Consider the following 17,329-nt stretch of genomic DNA (forward strand, 5'->3'; position numbering starts at 1 on the left):
TAACAGGGAAAGTAATGTTCACATATTTATATAGATTGATTTCAAGAAAAATCTGGGTCTTCACACCGTTAGTATTGGAAATACTTTACAGTCTTTACTCATCTACACTCAACTTTTATTCAATATTGTTACTTGTATCCGCTATTTTTTTTATCTGGTCCTTTTCCTTTGCTGAAGGTGCTTCCGGTGCAGTCAAAGGTGGGGTGTCAGATCTAATCACAATGATGCTCAGATACAAGCCTTATAACTACAAGCTAGTTGATAAGAATGGGTTGATAAAAAAGTTAGAACTTGAAGGTGTGAAGGTTTTTGACAAATCAAATTTTTATTTAAAGCAAATGTTTAACAACTTAAAAATATATACGGTGAGGGATACTTACGAAAAAACACGGATCCTACCGACGCAAGTTATTACCTTTCCTACTATTGTAGGCGCTTGGATTTTTTTACCATCAGACTATGAAAAAATGAATGGTATTGGCAAATTTCAATTGCTGCATGAGATTGGTCACCTTTCCAAAATGGCGCTTTCAAAAGGCCTTCAAGGTTCCTACGTACACGTATACTTTGCTCTAATCTTCGGTATCTACATATTACTTAGAAGCGACGCTATTTTTATTCCCTTGTTATTGGTTTTAGCCAGCATTTTTCTGACTTTTTTGTACGTTAAATTAATTTCAGAACACACAAAAATGACCACGTTAATTGATGAATTAGAGGCCGATAACTTTGCTCTACGCCGCGCAAAAGTCGAGTGGTTCAAAGATTACCCATCTCAAAAAATCGCTAAAAAACTTTGCAGTAGAGGAGACGATTTCAAACGGGAAAATCAAATTTGGATCGACCATTTTAGCGAAACGCTGGATAAAAAAAGAAGCGGAGAGCAAATAGGTGAGGTTTCGGAAAAATACATTATTAACGACAAACCAATCAACAAACCTGCGATAGACGCAATATTGATTGCCAGAGCTTGTTCAGTACTAGCTTGTTTATTTTGGTTTGTTCCTGCCGAACCATCCAGTGTAATAATGATATTAGTCATGTCTATTATAACCCTGCTAGTCATGTCTTTCTGGGCATATTCCCAACACCAAGTAGCCAAACTCGTCACCAGTGCCATGGATATTGATAGCCAATCTGAACAGTATAAAAGTGGATTAGAAGGTTTAATGCGCTCAATCACAAAATTAAGACGCTATCGAAAATTAAACGACTCAAAGCTTCTTCACCAGATATACCTATTATTGATGGAGATTGTAGTGGCCCACGAAAAAGTCAAAGACGAAACGGGGAAATTAGCTCAGCACCCTGTGTTGTTTGACTCGGTAGAGCAATTTGACGTGTATTGCGATATCAAGAACGATAAAAACTATATCTTTTACGGTCCAGAAGTTAACCATAGATTCTGCCGTGCGGAGTTTCAGGTTTCTGGTGCTAGATTGTTGTTCTTCGATGATATGGGCGCCACTTTCGACCTAGGTATTTCTATTACTAGCCAACTTTCAAACTGCTTTAAAAAAGACCAATATATTGAATTTACCCAAACGGTTAATAAACAGCGCGTAAATTCGCAAATTATACCCTTGAAAGTACGTTATGAGCAAAATTGCTTATTTAAAGACCCGGCTGATTTCGACATCTACTGCGACGTAGAAAAGGGCATCAATTATATATTCCACGGTCCAGAATTAGAATGTGACTTTGACCACATTGAGTTTCACGACTCAACAAGAAGAATGTTTTTTTATACTAAGGATGGACGCAAATTAGACTTGGGAGCGAAGATCCAATGGCTAGTGTATCCGCACATTTGCAAAGATCAGAATATACTCGTCATCAGAACGAAAGACGGCGTTGCGATAGACGGCCATCAAATCGCCCTAAAAGTAATCAACTAAAAATTAAAAAGGGGGTGGAGTGAATATTACATTCCATTGTATATTTTCAATACCCTTCCTCGAGGAGCAATGTTGATCACATGAGGCTTGTTTCGTCATATCAAGGTTACTAAAATGTGCTTACCATTACAGGCTAATATTCTCTACGACAAAGCCTCTCAGTAATAAACTCGGCAGTATCATTCGGTGATCAAATAGGGATAGTTAATATTGTTTCTAAGTCAGAAGTTGCTAAGGGCTTTGTTAAGTATTTCTTAACACACTTATGCCACAAACACCTATCTTTATCCTTATCTAGACAGGAAGATGTTAGCATTATTACGTTAGTTTTATTAAGTTCACTAGTTTCATATTGTTGCAAAAATTCATGACCATTCATTCTAGGCATATTGATATCTAGCAAAATAATGATGGGTTGTTTAGGAATTTCTGATAGTAACTCAAGAGCTTCTTGTCCGTCATAGGCTTGCAATATATCTAATCCGGGATCATATTTTTTTATGACATATTTAGCGATATATTGGCCTACTTCACTGTCTTCAACGATGAGTATTGACCGATTTTTCATATAACTCCTTACGTGTCTTCATTCGTTTCACGTAAATTTTGGGTTGGTGAAGGGCACAGTTCGCTTAAAAATGCTCCCTCCTCCACTGTATTCATACGAAATGTTCCCCCATGCGCATCGACGCTTTTTTACCAGGTATAACCTAACCCAGAGCCAAAAGCCGTTCTAGGGTGAAAATGTTTGAACATTTGAAACAATTGCTCTTACTGTTTTATAGGTACACCTAAACCATTATCTTGCACCATGAAAATAAAGTTATTATTTTGCGACTAAGAAGTCCCTTTAATAAAGGATAGCACTTGTTTAAGATTTTGATATTTAACGGCATTAGAAACTAACTTTTAGAATATGAGTTTAGATTTTCATAAATTCACTATTCGAAATAAAAAAGCGAACCTATTTTTAACTTAACAAGCTATACAGGTGGACTATTTGACAGAATAAATACCATAAACTAGATTTTATATTCGTTTGTATTTAAGGAAGAATACTATGCCATTACCCATCCCTCCTATTGTACTAGTTAAGACTTGGCTACAACTGACAAGTAACTCCCATGAAAAGGAAGCTAGAATGCATGCTAAAAAGATGATAGCAAACACGTTCGGTAGTGTAGATATAGCGATAGAGTACATCGAACAAAGTAGCATCAATCAAAAACCCCAGCCTTACCTAAAAACTTAGAAGCGCAGTAAAATAAATTCTTAAATTTATTGTATCCAACACAACATATAACTGTATATAATTACAGTTATATGTTGAAATTTATCCCAATCAAAGTACACGCTGGCATAGTAGGATTTGAGTCCCCCGCCGCAGAATACACGCAGCTTAAACTAGATTTAGACCAGCTTCTTATTGACCATCCTTCAGCTACTTATATAGGTTTAGCTGAGGGGGAATCAATGAAAGGTGATGGCATTTTTTCTGGTGATTTACTGATAGTTGACCGTGCTCAATCCATTAAAGACCAAGATGTCGTCGTCGCCAATTTAAATGGTGTATTCGTGTGTAAGAAAATAGATAAGGTGAATCGGTGTTTGATGTCATCTAATTCAGGTTATCACCCCTATTTTTTAAATGAAGGTGATGAGTTTCAAATTGAAGGCGTGGTGACACGCTCGATCAGGTTACATCGCCCTTTTAAGAAACACCTTTAATGTATGCACTTTGCGACGTCAACGGTATGTATGCCAGTTGTGAGAAAGTCTTTGACCCATCTATAAGAAAAAAGCCTGTTGTCGTGCTGACTAATAACGACGGGTGTATTTGTGCTGCCTGTGGTATTGCTAAAAAGCTAGGTGTTGGAAAAAAGTTTGTCCCCTACTTTCAGGTTAAAAATGAACTTGCTAAAGCTGGCGTTGTTATTCGCTCTAGTAACTATGAATTATATGCCGATTTGAGTCAGCGTATGATGGATACGTGTAGCAGATTTGCCCCAGAAATCCACATTTACTCTATAGATGAATGCTTTCTTCATTACGGTAAAAACAATACATCTAGTTCAGCCGAATGGTCCGAATTAGCAAGGCTTATACGAAAAACCGTTTGGCGGGAAGTAAGGCTTCCTATAGGCGTAGGTATGGGTAAAACCCCCACTCTAGCTAAGGCTGCGAATCATGCCGCTAAAAAGCTAGATGGGTTCAATGGTGTAGCGGTTATAGACACTGAAGCCTCCCGTAAACACGTATTATCGCAAATGGCAGTAACTGATATATGGGGCATTGGCAGACGATTAGGCAAGCGCCTAAATTTTATGGGTATTAATACTGCGTTAGACTTAGCTAGCCAAAACCCTACAAAAATAAGAAAAGACTTTTCCATCTTGGTTGAAAGCACTGTGCGAGAGTTAAATGGTGAAGTGCGGCATAATTGGGATGACGTAAGAGCAGCTAAAAAGGAAATATTTAGCACCAGAAGTTTTGGGCAACGTATAACTGATATCAACCAACTGCAATTTGCGTTAGCAACGCATGCAGAAATCGTATCTGCAAAGCTTAGAAAACAAAAGAGTTTAACGAAAGCAATGACAGTATTTGCTACCAGCTCACCTCACGATAACGAAGGGTATGTAAGCAAATCATATTTTCATCAGTTTACAGTGCCCACCAATGACACCCGAAATATCATTGCATCTGCAATACAATCGATACCGAAGCTTTTTGTTAAAGGTGTGCGTTACTATAAGTGTGGTGTAGGTTTGATGGACTTTCACAAAGAAAGCCTCTTTCAATACGACCTATTTAATCACTCAACCGATAACACTAAATTAATGTCTTGTATGGACAGTATTAATGCGAGGTTCGGTCGCTCAACATTACATTTAGCGGCAAAAGGGTTTGATAATAAATTCGCAATGCGTCGCGAATTTCTATCACCTCAGTATACAACTCGGTGGGGCGACATCCCTAAAATAATCTGCTAAACATGGTGTGAAGGCTGTGGTTTGATTGTTGTTAAAGTTACCCACATTGTTCCTTTCCCACACGTCTAATACTGGATGTATCGGGGTAAGTTCCGATCAGATTTAAGTATCAGCTTGAGGATATTCATATTTACACTCATTCACTAAATTCAATATGTGCGCTGTGGCTTGTGCATCACATAATGCGCGATGATGGTTGATAAGGGGAATATCAAAATGCTGACAAAGGTTTGCGAGAGAATAAGATTTTAGTCCAGGAAAATATTTTCTTGATTCCCTCACTGTGCATAATTTTGGCATGCTGAACTTTCGATCTATTCGCTGATATTCTTGTTTGATAAATCCATAATCAAAATTGACGTTATGAGCCACAAAAATACAGCCCTGAATAAATTTAGTAAACGTATCAGCAACCTCGCAAAAAAGTGGTGCGCCCTTAACCATGCTGTTATTTATGCCGGTTAGTTTAGTGATAAATTTCGAAATATGACGTTCAGGATTGACCAAGCTAGTCCATGTATCCACTACTTCACCGTTCACTACTTTTACAGCGGCAATTTCAGTAATTCGATGCTGAGGATGTTTGCCGCCGGTGGTTTCAATATCAACCACAACATAAGGCTGCATCGGATCTACAATCCAGTTAACGCGACAGATTTGAACGTCAAAACCAGCTGTTTGCAGTGCGTTAATGGTAACAAACTGGTTAGGCCGTATAGAATCACCGGGGGCTTTTACCTCTTCAAATCGTAAATTTCCGTTCTCTACAATCATTAAGTCTGGGTAACCATCCTTTAAGCCCTGATAATTTTTTGCCATAGCCCGTAAATGCATGACGACAGCGTCTAATGGTGCGGTATTTAAAAATAGCGAGAGAATTTGAATTATTTTAGAGTTCCAGCGAAAAATACCATTAGGTTGACCGTAATATTGAGTGGCAATTTTTGTTAGATAAACGATTGCCCTTTGTGGGGTTGAAAATATCAATAAACGTTCCTCAACGGCCTCGCCTAATTCTTGATAAAATGAATTTTCTTTCACCACTCTCGGTCTTCTATCAAACTCTGTTGCTATTGAGTCGGCTTGAGCGTTAAATAACTCTTGCCAAAATGTCAGGCCAAATAACGCATTAAATAAACGATTTTCGGTTCTAAAAACAATTGCACCTTGGCGCTGATAATATTCTTTCACCCCTATTTCAACTTGGTCTTTATACAACTCATCTATAACAAGATTAATACTGTCTTCTCGTAACTTTTGGGTGAGTTTGCTGACTTTTGATTGGTGGTATTTGCGTTGATAAAAATCTTCAGCGAACAGCAACAATGCATCATCTAACGAGTTATCAATGATTCGTTCAAGCTCTGCTTTTACTTTTACTTTCTCCCCTATTTTATAAAGCTCTCTTAACCATTTTTCCTGAGCCTTGTGGTAAGAAGAAGCGCTTAGATATTCCAGCGCTAAAGGAAGGTGTATGCCTAACAACTGTTTGCCTAATAAATAAAAATAGTTATCCCTAAGCTTTGCAGATTGAAGACAATTATCTGGCGCTACTGGGTATGCGGCTACGCCTTCGCTTTGTAGCGCATATTCTTTAAAATCTAATTCATTTCGTTTTAACTTCTCTATTTTAACGCTGTAGTAAAAAACACTCCTTGCCTGCTGTAAGCTCTCAAATCTGGCACTAGCCTTTGTATCTTTGGTTCGTGTTCTTAACACGCCTAGGTCACGCATGGAAAACTTACTTAAACCACTGGTACTATCGCCAAAAAACAAAAAAAGAAGGTAGGCTAAATTAGCATCAAAATCTTTAACTAAAAACTGATCAGCAAGCTCAGATGTGAGGCACTGATTTACAGAGCAGAGTTGCTTAACTTGCTCGAGTATCTTCATTTTGCTGGCGCTTTTTTTTACAAGGTCACTATGGTGAAGGGTCAACAGATCAATCAATTGCTCTTTAGTTAGCTCCTGCAACCAATCTTTAATGTCGTTTGGGTGCAACGTAACCAGAAAACCTTTGTCCGCCAATTTCTGCAATTGACGTGGGCAATCGTCAATTTCTCGATAAATCATTTTATCCAGCTTAATAAACCGACTTTGTCGATTGACGACCCTGACAAACATACACTGAGTGTCATGGGGTAATTCTTGATAGGACCTTACAAAATTTTTATTACCTTCATCTAACAGATGTAAACACTCATGAGTGAGGAAATGAATAATCTCATTGAAATGCTCGAGGTAATATTTCTCTGGTAACGTCTTATTTTTGCTATGCATTGAGGGCCCAGTTAACCAATAACACAAACATTATATACAGTAGTTTATACAGTTGTAAAATACTGATGGAGTGCTTTTCTTATTGCCAACGAGTTAAGTGCTTAGCCAGTTTGGTCATTCATCCCCAGATGAATCTGGAAAGTTGGATTCAATGGAAAGCAAAGTGTTGGAGAACATATACCATTCAATGTGTAGCCACTTATTTTCCAACAATTTCCAATAACTCGACCTCGAAAATCAGTGTAGAGTTTGCTGTTATCATTCCAGTCGCTCGTTCGCCATAGGCTAATTCTGATGGAATATAAAACTTATAGGTTGAGCCAACTGGCATCAATTGAATGCCTTCAGTCCAACCTGCTATCACGCGATTCAATGGCAAGGTTGCGGCTTGACCGCGCGAATACGAGGAGTCGAACTCAGTGCCATCCAGTAATTGACCTCGATAGTGAACTTTAACGGTGTCTGTCGCACTCGCCTTTTGACCTTCAGAAAGCGTTAAAACTTCATATTGAAGGCCTGATTTGGTGGTTACAACGCCAACTCTTTTTTTATTCTCAGCTAACCAAGCTTGACCGGCTCGGATGTTTTGTTTGGCTTTGATGCTATCTGCCTGTGCCTTGCGTTCTCGCGAAACTTTATTTAAGGAAGAAATAATCGTTCGTATTTGCTCTTCGTTATATCGAGTTTCGCCGTACAAGGTATCAGTAAAACCCTGTAAAATCTGTGCTTTATCAATTGCCAAATCTAATTCGATTAGGTTATCGAATTCTTTGCTTGCGTAACCACCCATAGTCGCCCCCAAAGCATAAGCATATTGTGGTAGGTCGGATTCTAATTTAGGCTCTTTATTCATTGTTTCGCCAAAAATATCACCGCTTTTTGACTCGTTTGGCAGAGTTTGCTCAGCTACCGATTGCTGATTATCAGTTTCGTTCATTACAGGATTGAGTCTTAACAAAAAGAGGCCAATGACCAATATTAATAGAACCGGTATGGTGACATACGCCAGAGGAGGACGTGAAAAGGTCATATCCATTCGTTCACGCAACCTTCGCCAAATTTTCGCAGGTTTTCCAATTAGGATCTTGAATTTCTGCCACTGAGAAAGCTGCTCAATGGTATGACTAAAACGATTAGCCATCTGCTCTCCGGTTGCGGCGGCTAGCATCGCAAGGAGTTTATCGGTATCTCTAGGCTCATAGCTGCCGGGTTGGTATATATTGAGATCAATGGGCATTGCATTGCGGTTAGGGGAGTCAGTGTTGGCATTGACCAGAGCTTGCTTAATAAGGGCAGTTAGTCGTTGATGTTCCGCGTCATCATTAACTAAGAAAACAACTTGTTGTAGCGAGGTTGTATGGATGATTAAGTCTAATTCATACAAGCTGCCTGATTTTTCCGCAGTTAATCCTCGCAAGTCCATTAACACAACATTGCTAGTATCTATTAAACGATGAATTGCAGGCTTCCATGCATTGCTATGACAATAAAACGCGATATCTTGAAAGACGCCGTCGGTGCTGGGTTTATCCTTTCTTACGTTAGTTAAGTATTTTACCAAATCGCTCATTGAAGCGATAAAGCGGCGCTTGAAGGTCAGCACCATTGGTACGATGGCAATAACTAGTACTAATAGCCAGGCAGCAATACTCAGTAAATCTTCTCTCTGTTGGGCTAGTGGAAAAGTTGAGCCGCCTGCGATCAAACCGTTATTATCAAGATAATCAAAGACTAAATTTATGCCGCCCAATAGTAGGGTCATAAAAAAGGCAAAACGTAAAAATCGCAATTTGTTGCGCGGATAAGATAGCGAGTATCGAAAACGTAAGTAAGAAGGATCTGCAACGGTAATGGTCGAGCCAATAAATCGCCAAGCGTGGCTTATGTCACCAAACGTAAACGCGGTACTGTTATCGGCATCAAATATACGTAATATCAACAATCGATTATTGCGGTATTTTTTGCTAGTTCTTTGACAACGGGTAAACGAAAAAATGAAATAACAGATAGCAAGCATGCCAGGCAGTGCAACAAGCCAAAGTGGAACCGAAAGAAATAACGAAACAATTAAGGTTACTATGGTGAAAAAGACTAGCCAGAGTAAAGCGCTAACTAACGAGAGATAACCTAAAAGTGTTTTGTTGGCCTGCGTAAGTAACAGAGCAGCCATATAGCAATACAAAATAATTAGAAGGGAATCTGCAAAGCTTGTATTCACAGTTGTGACTTGAGCCGTAGATTTTAGATGTAATTGGTAAAAAACAAGCGCCGCTAACGCCAATACAAATATTGTCAATGCTTTAGCGAAACGCCACCAACTAGCTTTGCCTACATTAAGCGCTCTTTGCCATATGTCATAGGAAGTCGGATCTTGTGGCGTTATGACATAGTTGCAATCGTAAGAAGAACTATTGAGTGAAACAATTTGTGGGACTCCATGCTCGAATTCAGCGGGTGGATCTATCGCTGTGCGAGCTTTTTTCATCATGTAATATAAAGTTGCACGAACTGCAATTGCGCGAAGCATTAGGTACGCAAGTAGAGGTGGTAGCCATTTAATCGCAAAGTCCATTATTAAGGAGCTAAAGTCAGAGTCCATGCTATCTATCCATTTTTGTATTGTGGGTCAGTATGCTTAAAATGAAATCACTGTTACCGTTTTGTTTTTAACCGATTAAATTAAGAATTTTTGGAAGTACAGTGATGCTCAAAACGATCAGGTGTAGGAATAAAAACACCCAGGGTATAAAAACTTCGATATGCGTAAAGGGTAAATATAGCGCCGGCTTTTCGCCACGTCCTACTGCTTGCCATTCGGCATCGTAAGGCCTAAGCGGAAGCATTTTTTCAATTTCATGGACGACTTTAAATTTTGCGGTGTTTAAATCCCGATACGAGACAATAAGGCGATACCACATGTAGGAAATAACTATCCCAGCAATAGCCACAATCCAGTAAAGCGCCGAATTTTGCGTAGTTCCTAAATTTAGATAGCTGACCAAAGAAATAATTACAGTGTTGAGGGTTACAAAAAAGGCATTGGCAGTCTGTCGCCGATTGCTAATATTTTCTGCGGAGTTTAAATAAAGTTTATACTGCTCTAATAAGTGAGAATTAAATTGTTCTCTTGTCTCATAGCTTTCCAGCTCATTGTTCTGACACAAAATTTGATTGATTAGATTCGCATCCAATTGAGCGTCCTCCTTCCATTGTAAACATGACTTAGCAACTGATATTACTCTTCCCTTAAACAGGCGCCGCACTCAATCAACTGATAGTTGTGTAAGATTCCATAACATTACTCATAGTCAATATTCTGACCAATTGCAAATTCAATGACAGAGTCAGTGATTGAAACCTTAGGTGGCGCGCGCTGACCTTATAAGGCAACCCATACGCGATTTTTACCGCATCCACCATGTGTTTTAACCGCTAACCAAGAGGGGAAATAGGACGAGAGATTTCATTCAAAATCGTTTAGTTAATCGACCCCTCTAATTTCCACCATAGGCCGATATTTGTCTTTTCTTTTTAGAAAACAACGAGAGAAATGCGGACCTTTGGTTCCAAGACTTTTATGACCGGAGATCCGACAAAGCAGACATAACAAGTTTGTCGAAGCTAACGATAACAACGCGAACAAAACCTACCGGAGATTCTCGTCAAGAAACGCCTTAAATCGGCCTAAAGCCGTCATTAGGCTCTAGTTTTAAAAGGGAACAATCGACCAAAAGCGGACCTTTTCTTTCCTAACGCTTAAGACAAATTTGCTGGCATTAGTACGATTAAACTATTACCAATTGCATCACGAATAATTTAACTTTGTTCCGACCCCGATAGTTCAAGTCAACAAACAATACTAAGAAATAACATACTTCATGGTTGGGTTTTTGACATGTCAGACAACAATTTTCTCTAACAATGGCCTATCTACGCAAGAATTTGATGACTCACATGCCATGCAAAACATCCCCAACCGAACATTTAAACAAATCTTATCAAAAAGTACAGCTGTTACGAGGGATAGTAAATAGCTTTAATTCTCCTTATACTCATAGAAGTAATTACCACATTTACCGAAAACAGGTAAACATGAACATACTCAAGTATTTGTTAACAGTTGCAATTTTTGCCGGCCTGAGTAGCAGCATAATAGTTAATTTTCAGCCTGCAGAAGCACAGGTTAAAACGCGTGAAGAACGCGCTAATGACAAAAGAAAGTATCAAGAGCGTCGCCGTAAAGAAAGAGCGATGGAAAGTCAGATAGAAAAATTCAGAACTGGTGCTAAGTTTGAGCTTAAAATTGATTGTCACCATGGTAGTGTTTCTAACGCTGACACAAGCGATCGTATTACTGTAAACTTTTTTCGTGGCAAAGAAATAGTGGCGTCGGCTTCAAAGTCGCGCATTGATTCTTGTGGCGCGTTTGATAATGATGATATTTTTGAAATTCAGGAAAAGAGGTTGTTTTTCAATAAGTTTGAGATTACAACCAGCGGCGACAATGCTTTTTTCATTGATGAATTTAAGCTAATAGGTCCGCGTAGTTTTGGTACAAAATCGTTTGGCAAAGACGGCGGTAGGGGCTGGTGTCTTTCAACAGATGCGAATGACTCTAATGGAGCGTGGCGCGATTATGTCAGTAATTGTGAAACGGCAAAAACCTTTGTAGTTCACGAATGGTACAAAGCAAAATACGACGTTAGAAAACTTCCTTAACACTAATAAAGTTTAGCAATAACAGAAGTGTTTAACAAATTCGTAAAACGTTTGAAAGCGATTACCGGCCTAAAGTTGACATAAGGGTCTAGTCAACAAAGGAAGTCATCGCTCACAGTTGCCATTCGAGTTTGAATATTCCCATGATGATTTCACGCTCAATATAGAGTGAATTTTCGAATTCTCTAACTTCCGCTTTAGGCCGATTCTTACCTTTTCTAGGCATGAATATTATGCCGCTTCAATTAGCAAATAAACTCTATAAGCTCGGCTTATATGTGCTTGTTCAATACTGCAGTGACTCAATTCTATGACTGCCTTATAAAGTGATAATTGATTTAATAGCGTTATGTACAGAGTTAAGTCCTTGCAAACTTTTACACGCTAAATCAATCGGTCGACCGCCATTAAAAGGAGCATTGTGATTTTTCATTGTCATATAACCGTATAGGTTCGCTGGATTGGTAAATAGCTGTCTAAGATCCCCATGCATATCTAACAAAACAGACAAACGTAGCTCCTGCTCTGGGGATAGTGTTTTAGGTATATTATTCAACTCAAACCCTAGAACGTTTTGCTTTTCTGTTGCGGTCAAACTCCACTTATCTAACAGCTTTAAAACTGAGTTAAGAACTACCTTTTTTGATTGTTTGTTCAATTGCTTGATCCTGTGTTTTATTTTTAATTCAGCAAAAAAATGCAGTGAAACGTTAATAGAGTCACTGCATTCACTCTTTCATCACTTAATTTGAATAAGAAAGCCGAAGGCTACGCTTAGCTCAGCTGCTTTTAATGTTCACTCTGCAACAGTTTAAATAGTATTGCTCAAATCTGGGTACCGCAGATTTGGGCAATGTATTGACGACTAAATGCTGAGTAAGCGTTGCTGAATCTGCGAAAAAGCCACGCAATAACCCTAAACTGAATAGCGTGTTGATGACTCCCGCCTCATCTAGCATTATATGCGCTTCTACCTCTCCTATTTCAGTAAAGCCAACAAACAGTAATGCCTGCTTTTCTTCGCTCCAATATAGGTTGTTATTTTTCACCCATCTTTTTAAAACATCAAAGTCGTCAGATTTTCCCGATTGATTCCACAGCAGATATTCCGCAAGCCTAATCATGCCAACTGGTGCTTTATTGCAAGCGCCGATTAGATTTTCGCACCAGCTAAAATAGTCTTTTCGCTTATCCATTTTCCAAGACGCTGGCAGTGCGCTTAAGTTACTGATGAGGTCAGCGAGTTTAATGGCATGGATGGTAGCTTGTTGGTCTATCAATTTGTTAATAGCTGTTTGGCGACGTCCCTTTAGCGATAAAGATTTATCGTCTGTAAGTTGTTCAACCATAGACCTAACCTCTACTCCAAGCGTCTTTTCAATTTCGATGCTGGTTACACTGGTGTCTTCTATCACATCATGCAGTAATGCAGCACACAGAACTTTAACGTCGCTAAAGTTAAAGTACTCAAGAATTGCTCTTACCTCGTTGAGATGATTGACATAAGGTGAGTTGTCAAACTTTCGTGTTTGGTTTTGATGGGCTTGCATGGCAAGTGTTTTAGCTTTGTTAAGAATTAGGCTCATACTGCGTCCTTTTGTTTAATGGTGACAACCTTTCGGTTACTTTTGTGTTTGAGGAAATGCCGCTTCGTATGCTGCGACTTTGCCAGTGAGTTTTGAGTTTTCGATGAGCAAATCAGCATTTTGTTTTGCGAGTGCTTTTAATTCGGTTTGTAGCTCACGCATCTCAGATTCAATCAATTTGATGGACTGGTCAGCACTAAGCTCATAGTCTTTGTAATATTGAAGCGATTCTTCGTGCTGTTTATTCAAATCATCTGCACGTCTTTCATACAGTTTTTGACAACGCCTAAATGCGCTAATGACCAGAATTTCAAGTTGATCCTGTTGTTGGCAAATCATTTGGCTTGCTGCTTCAGCGATATCAGACGGTAAATCTTCAAGTGATAGTTCGTGATCGTTAATTTCCCCAAAACTACCTGTTCGTTTAGCTGCATATGCGTTCCAAATATCTCGGATCCTAACCAATCCACCTCTGTATCCCAGTGTTGCTCGAATAGCACCTGGGTTAGGTGTTTTGCCGCTTTTTTCAAGCTCTAAAGCGGCTTCAATGATTTCTTTTTCTTTCACTTCTGGGTGCCTAGCCATAGTTTAATTCCTTTAATTAATTTAATTAGTTGCGTTATTTAAATTTAAGAAACAGCGTTTCTATTAAATAGATGCAACCGCCATTGATTGGTTGGTTTTAGCGCTACCGGCTTGAATCTGTTTTTTGCGCCAAGATGCAGACAAATGGTCTAGGCAAGAGTAAAAACTGTCCACGTTAAAACTGCCGCGTTTGCTTACAAAACCAAAGCTCAACAAGAAGCGAAGTTGATAGTGCAATTGAGGTGATGTATTTGTGAGCCCGGCTAAAGGCGTAGCGCAAATATCCAACGTCAAGTCTTCAATATCAGCTCTTATCCCAATAGCAGAAAGCGTTGAATCAGAGGTGTATTTTTTTATCTTGCCAACCTCATGCAAAATCGAAAACGCGATAGCCAAATCTCTTTGCTCTGCAGACAAACTTTTATTACTTAAAAACTTGTTGGCTATTAGTAGAGCCTGGGACAACAAGCAGTTAGTCACGCTGTGTTTAACCTTTACTCGTGTGGGGCAATTTACGTATTTAGTCCCTACATCACGCTGTAAAAGCGTTTGTGAAACAACCTGCTTCAAATGGCTGTTTTTTATGGAATGAAACAAAGCAACAACCTCTGTAAGTTGTGACGGATATGGACACAAACTGATTGGCAGTGAGGTAATATCTAATTTGTTTATTAGTTTGTCTTGAGCGACCTCCTCTAAATACACACACCGCAGATACGTTTTGCCTTTATATGATTTAGCGCATACCTCAATATGCACAAGTGAGTTGGCTTTAAACGAAGAAAAAAAGTGCCTTTGGTCAAAACAGTAAACTTTTACTGTAGCAGTGCTGTCTGATAAACATATTTCCCAAATAGGCTCGCCCTTTTTTGAGTGCTTCTGTAAACAACCCACTAGAAAATATCTACCTTTAAAACGTTTAAGTTCTTTTATTTTTGACAACGATGGTTGAATTGATTTAAGCATTGGCCACTACTCCCATCACATTAGAAAACATTCTGTCTGCCGCAGACCCATCTTGGCGTGTTAGGTTTGGCACATAGCGTGAGTAAACACGAAATAACATTTCTGTATTTGCATGACCCATCTGGTTTGCTATCCATTCAGGGCTTTCACCAGAGGCTAACCACAGCGTTGCTGCCGTGTGGCGCATCTGGTAGGGGTTTCGCTTTGGTAACTGCAATGAATTCAACAAGGGATACCAAACTCGCTTTGTTACTGCATTGTGCTCTAGTGGGTTTCCTTCGCCGTTCACAAATACGTAGTCAAACTCAAAGGTGCGTTGCTTCATCGCTAAAAACGCTTGAAAGACTGGCTCACTCATATGAATTTCGCGCTGACTAAAGTCGTTCTTGGTGTAGCTGACTTCGCCATCTACTATGGTTTCTCGAATGTGAATTCGACGATTTGCAAAATCTACATATTTCCATTTCAACCCATCAATTTCACCGGTTCTCATACCGGTGAAAAACCGAATTAAAAAGTATTCGCGAAAATCTTCACGGCAGTTATCTAGGATCAAATTGATTTCGACAGGCGTGAAAGGCTTTATGTCAGACTTGGGTACCTTGAGCGGCTTTACACCCCGGTAAGACGACGTGAAGGCAAAACGGTCTGCCGCCTCGTGCAATATGGCGCGAAGGAGCTTCATATGCCGATTTATATGCGAAGGCGAAAACGCCTCACCATTTCTCTTCTTCAATTGACAAATATGAGCGCGAAATGCCAATACTTGCTGCTTAGTAATTTGATCAACAGGTATCTGATTGAAGTAAGGAATTATTCTTCCCTCAACAACGTTGGTTACAGAAGTGGTATAGCTCTTACGCCACTGCACTTTATTTTCGTTAAACCAAAGTGCCGCAAAATTAGCCATGGAAGGGATCTGGCCAGATGATGAAGCAATAGCATCTGCACAGGCTTCAACTTTTTTTAAGTTGGTGCTGTTTGGAAAGGTTGTACGATAGTCAAACTGACCAAGCATAATTTCAGCCTGAACCTTATCCATTAGATTTTGCGCTCGCTTTCGATTAGCTGGCGTATCTTTCAACTCAGTTTGCTCACGACAACGTATATTCCGGAATCTAAAATCTAGAAATATCTTACCTGTATCTTTTCTCACATTAATACTAGCCATGACTAAGACCTCCGCTGGTCATTGGAATCGCCATTGCGCTTTGTGAGAACTTGCACATATCCTTTTGGATAGCTTCCCAGACATAGAGGATTTTACGACCACCAAAAGGGCGGATGTAATGTACACCCTCGATTAAAACCGAATCCTTCAATCGCTCACGGATAGTGCGAGTGTCATATTTTATGCGAGCTGAAAGTTCAGACGTTGTTAAGTACAAATTAGAATTACTGTTCATTGATTTCTCCTTACGACAGTGTAAAATCAAATGACATGTTGCTATCTAAAAATACAATTTGTCATTCTAGATGACATTATGCATGACAAAATGTAATTGTCAATGCCTTTTTGCCATTTAAAATGACATTAATTCATCTTAAGGGTTATTAAGTATGGTTAAGTGTCATCTTGCGCGATTGATGGGCGAAAGAAAAATGAAGATCATGGACGTAGCCAGAGAAACAGGCTTGAACCGGAATACGGTTACTTTGCTATATAAAGAAACCGCACAACGCATAGATCTAGAAGCGATTGATAAGCTTTGTGAGTTATTTGAATGTGAAGTGGGTGATTTGTTGGAAAAATCTAGATAGATATAATAATTATGGCTAATTCACTTAAAGAACAGTGGAGTTCCAAGATTATGCTAGACACTTTTAACCGCTATGATGCAGTTTAATGGTGTGCTAAAGGGATCAAAGTTGTGCTTTTCTGATGTTATTTACGACTTTTCAAACTGACTAGAATGAAAACACTAAAGCAAGTGTAGCTATGAGACGAAAATAAACATAGCCAATTTGTGAGGGAGCTATTTTGGCTTTTGCAACTATGGTTAAAATGTCTGGATTTCTTTGAGCAATAATCTAATAGTTAAGGTTCGCCTCATTACCTAATAAACAGAGGCTAGAATTATTTCAAAAAAGCAACGGATTCAGGCGATAATCAAGAGTTAGCAGCTTATTGCAATATTGAAAAAACAAATGCAGGAAACTACTAATATAGAAGCAGCTCACTCTATCAATAAAAGCGCGCTATTGTTTTCTACCTCATAGAGTTTTTTATAAGTCATTCTAAAGATGAACACCTATTTTTATAGCACCAGGTAAACCTGAACTTGTTATAGCTGTTTCATAA

16 protein-coding genes are annotated in these 17,329 nt (G+C 39.0%); 6 read left to right on the plus strand and 10 right to left on the minus strand.

What is annotated here, in order from left to right; all coding sequences use genetic code 11:
• Window positions 1–1,898: hypothetical protein (locus ABJV04_RS20685; protein WP_348493596.1), on the plus strand; the 1,898-nt coding region annotated here is incomplete at its 5' end.
• 190 nt (window positions 1,899–2,088) lie between these two features.
• Here the strand turns inward: ABJV04_RS20685 and ABJV04_RS20690 are convergent.
• Complete coding sequence (locus tag ABJV04_RS20690; RefSeq protein ID WP_348493598.1) at window positions 2,089–2,466, minus strand: response regulator; 378 nt, start codon at window positions 2,464–2,466, stop codon at window positions 2,089–2,091.
• Between the two features lie 492 nt (window positions 2,467–2,958).
• Here ABJV04_RS20690 and ABJV04_RS20695 point away from each other — a divergent pair, with 492 nt between their 5' ends.
• The 3 genes from ABJV04_RS20695 (at window position 2,959) to ABJV04_RS20705 (ending at window position 4,891) form a co-directional block, all read left to right on the plus strand.
• Window positions 2,959–3,150, plus strand: coding sequence for a hypothetical protein (locus ABJV04_RS20695; protein WP_348493600.1), 192 nt, complete (start codon window positions 2,959–2,961; stop codon window positions 3,148–3,150).
• 71 nt (window positions 3,151–3,221) lie between these two features.
• Window positions 3,222–3,626 (plus strand): translesion error-prone DNA polymerase V autoproteolytic subunit, encoded by a 405-nt coding sequence (umuD, locus tag ABJV04_RS20700; protein ID WP_348493602.1) that lies wholly within the window; start codon window positions 3,222–3,224, stop codon window positions 3,624–3,626.
• Window positions 3,626–4,891 (plus strand): Y-family DNA polymerase, encoded by a 1,266-nt coding sequence (locus ABJV04_RS20705; RefSeq protein ID WP_348493604.1) that lies wholly within the window; start codon window positions 3,626–3,628, stop codon window positions 4,889–4,891. The genes umuD and ABJV04_RS20705 overlap by 1 nt, the downstream gene beginning before the upstream one ends.
• A gap of 102 nt (window positions 4,892–4,993) precedes the next feature.
• Here ABJV04_RS20705 and ABJV04_RS20710 read toward each other — a convergent pair whose 3' ends face one another.
• The 3 genes from ABJV04_RS20710 to ABJV04_RS20720 all read right to left on the minus strand — a co-directional run bounded on the left by ABJV04_RS20710 (window position 4,994) and on the right by ABJV04_RS20720 (window position 10,362).
• Window positions 4,994–7,171: an exonuclease domain-containing protein gene (locus ABJV04_RS20710; RefSeq protein ID WP_348493605.1), complete on the minus strand. Its 2,178-nt coding sequence runs from the start codon at window positions 7,169–7,171 to the stop codon at window positions 4,994–4,996.
• Window positions 7,172–7,370: 199 nt separating this feature from the next.
• Window positions 7,371–9,770, minus strand: a complete 2,400-nt coding sequence (locus ABJV04_RS20715) for an FKBP-type peptidyl-prolyl cis-trans isomerase (protein ID WP_348493607.1) — start codon at window positions 9,768–9,770, stop codon at window positions 7,371–7,373.
• 67 nt (window positions 9,771–9,837) lie between these two features.
• Entirely contained in the window at window positions 9,838–10,362 is a 525-nt protein-coding gene (locus ABJV04_RS20720; RefSeq protein ID WP_348493609.1) for a hypothetical protein, read from the minus strand.
• A 901-nt stretch (window positions 10,363–11,263) separates the two neighbouring features.
• Between ABJV04_RS20720 and ABJV04_RS20725 the strand changes: the two genes are divergently transcribed.
• The gene (locus ABJV04_RS20725) at window positions 11,264–11,890 is read left to right on the plus strand and encodes a hypothetical protein (RefSeq protein WP_348493611.1); all 627 of its coding nucleotides are present in this window, start codon (window positions 11,264–11,266) and stop codon (window positions 11,888–11,890) included.
• A 319-nt stretch (window positions 11,891–12,209) separates the two neighbouring features.
• On the opposite strand, the gene ABJV04_RS20730 is transcribed toward ABJV04_RS20725, so the two are convergent.
• The 6 genes from ABJV04_RS20730 to ABJV04_RS20755 form a co-directional block, all read right to left on the minus strand.
• Entirely contained in the window at window positions 12,210–12,548 is a 339-nt protein-coding gene (locus ABJV04_RS20730) for a hypothetical protein (RefSeq protein ID WP_348493613.1), read from the minus strand.
• A gap of 121 nt (window positions 12,549–12,669) precedes the next feature.
• Window positions 12,670–13,476, minus strand: a complete 807-nt coding sequence (locus tag ABJV04_RS20735) for an HD domain-containing protein (RefSeq protein WP_348493615.1) — start codon at window positions 13,474–13,476, stop codon at window positions 12,670–12,672.
• A 36-nt stretch (window positions 13,477–13,512) separates the two neighbouring features.
• Window positions 13,513–14,061, minus strand: a complete 549-nt coding sequence (locus ABJV04_RS20740) for a DNA-binding protein (RefSeq protein ID WP_348493617.1) — start codon at window positions 14,059–14,061, stop codon at window positions 13,513–13,515.
• Between the two features lie 63 nt (window positions 14,062–14,124).
• Complete coding sequence (locus ABJV04_RS20745; RefSeq protein ID WP_348493618.1) at window positions 14,125–15,027, minus strand: hypothetical protein; 903 nt, start codon at window positions 15,025–15,027, stop codon at window positions 14,125–14,127.
• A complete protein-coding gene (locus ABJV04_RS20750; protein ID WP_348493620.1) occupies window positions 15,020–16,198 on the minus strand; it encodes a site-specific integrase in 1,179 nt (392 codons plus the stop codon). Before ABJV04_RS20750 ends, ABJV04_RS20745 begins: the two co-directional genes overlap by 8 nt.
• A complete protein-coding gene (locus ABJV04_RS20755; RefSeq protein WP_348493622.1) occupies window positions 16,191–16,433 on the minus strand; it encodes a hypothetical protein in 243 nt (80 codons plus the stop codon). The genes ABJV04_RS20750 and ABJV04_RS20755 overlap by 8 nt, the downstream gene beginning before the upstream one ends.
• A 154-nt stretch (window positions 16,434–16,587) precedes the next feature.
• Here ABJV04_RS20755 and ABJV04_RS20760 point away from each other — a divergent pair, with 154 nt between their 5' ends.
• The gene (locus ABJV04_RS20760) at window positions 16,588–16,788 is read left to right on the plus strand and encodes a helix-turn-helix transcriptional regulator (RefSeq protein WP_348493623.1); all 201 of its coding nucleotides are present in this window, start codon (window positions 16,588–16,590) and stop codon (window positions 16,786–16,788) included.
• The last annotated feature ends 541 nt before the right edge of the window (window positions 16,789–17,329 follow it).

Source organism: Aliiglaciecola sp. (assembly GCF_039982535.1).
Lineage (GTDB): Bacteria > Pseudomonadota > Gammaproteobacteria > Enterobacterales > Alteromonadaceae > Aliiglaciecola.

Coding starts and splice junctions, on each gene's coding strand:
- ABJV04_RS20690 (WP_348493598.1), bottom strand. CDS start 2,466: ATGAAAAATCGGTCAATACTCATCGTTGAAGACAGTGAAGTAGGCCAA.
- ABJV04_RS20695 (WP_348493600.1), top strand. CDS start 2,959: ATGCCATTACCCATCCCTCCTATTGTACTAGTTAAGACTTGGCTACAA.
- umuD (WP_348493602.1), top strand. CDS start 3,222: ATGTTGAAATTTATCCCAATCAAAGTACACGCTGGCATAGTAGGATTT.
- ABJV04_RS20705 (WP_348493604.1), top strand. CDS start 3,626: ATGTATGCACTTTGCGACGTCAACGGTATGTATGCCAGTTGTGAGAAA.
- ABJV04_RS20710 (WP_348493605.1), bottom strand. CDS start 7,171: ATGCATAGCAAAAATAAGACGTTACCAGAGAAATATTACCTCGAGCAT.
- ABJV04_RS20715 (WP_348493607.1), bottom strand. CDS start 9,770: ATGGACTCTGACTTTAGCTCCTTAATAATGGACTTTGCGATTAAATGG.
- ABJV04_RS20725 (WP_348493611.1), top strand. CDS start 11,264: ATGAACATACTCAAGTATTTGTTAACAGTTGCAATTTTTGCCGGCCTG.
- ABJV04_RS20735 (WP_348493615.1), bottom strand. CDS start 13,476: ATGAGCCTAATTCTTAACAAAGCTAAAACACTTGCCATGCAAGCCCAT.
- ABJV04_RS20740 (WP_348493617.1), bottom strand. CDS start 14,061: ATGGCTAGGCACCCAGAAGTGAAAGAAAAAGAAATCATTGAAGCCGCT.
- ABJV04_RS20745 (WP_348493618.1), bottom strand. CDS start 15,027: ATGCTTAAATCAATTCAACCATCGTTGTCAAAAATAAAAGAACTTAAA.
- ABJV04_RS20750 (WP_348493620.1), bottom strand. CDS start 16,198: ATGGCTAGTATTAATGTGAGAAAAGATACAGGTAAGATATTTCTAGAT.
- ABJV04_RS20755 (WP_348493622.1), bottom strand. CDS start 16,433: ATGAACAGTAATTCTAATTTGTACTTAACAACGTCTGAACTTTCAGCT.
- ABJV04_RS20760 (WP_348493623.1), top strand. CDS start 16,588: ATGGTTAAGTGTCATCTTGCGCGATTGATGGGCGAAAGAAAAATGAAG.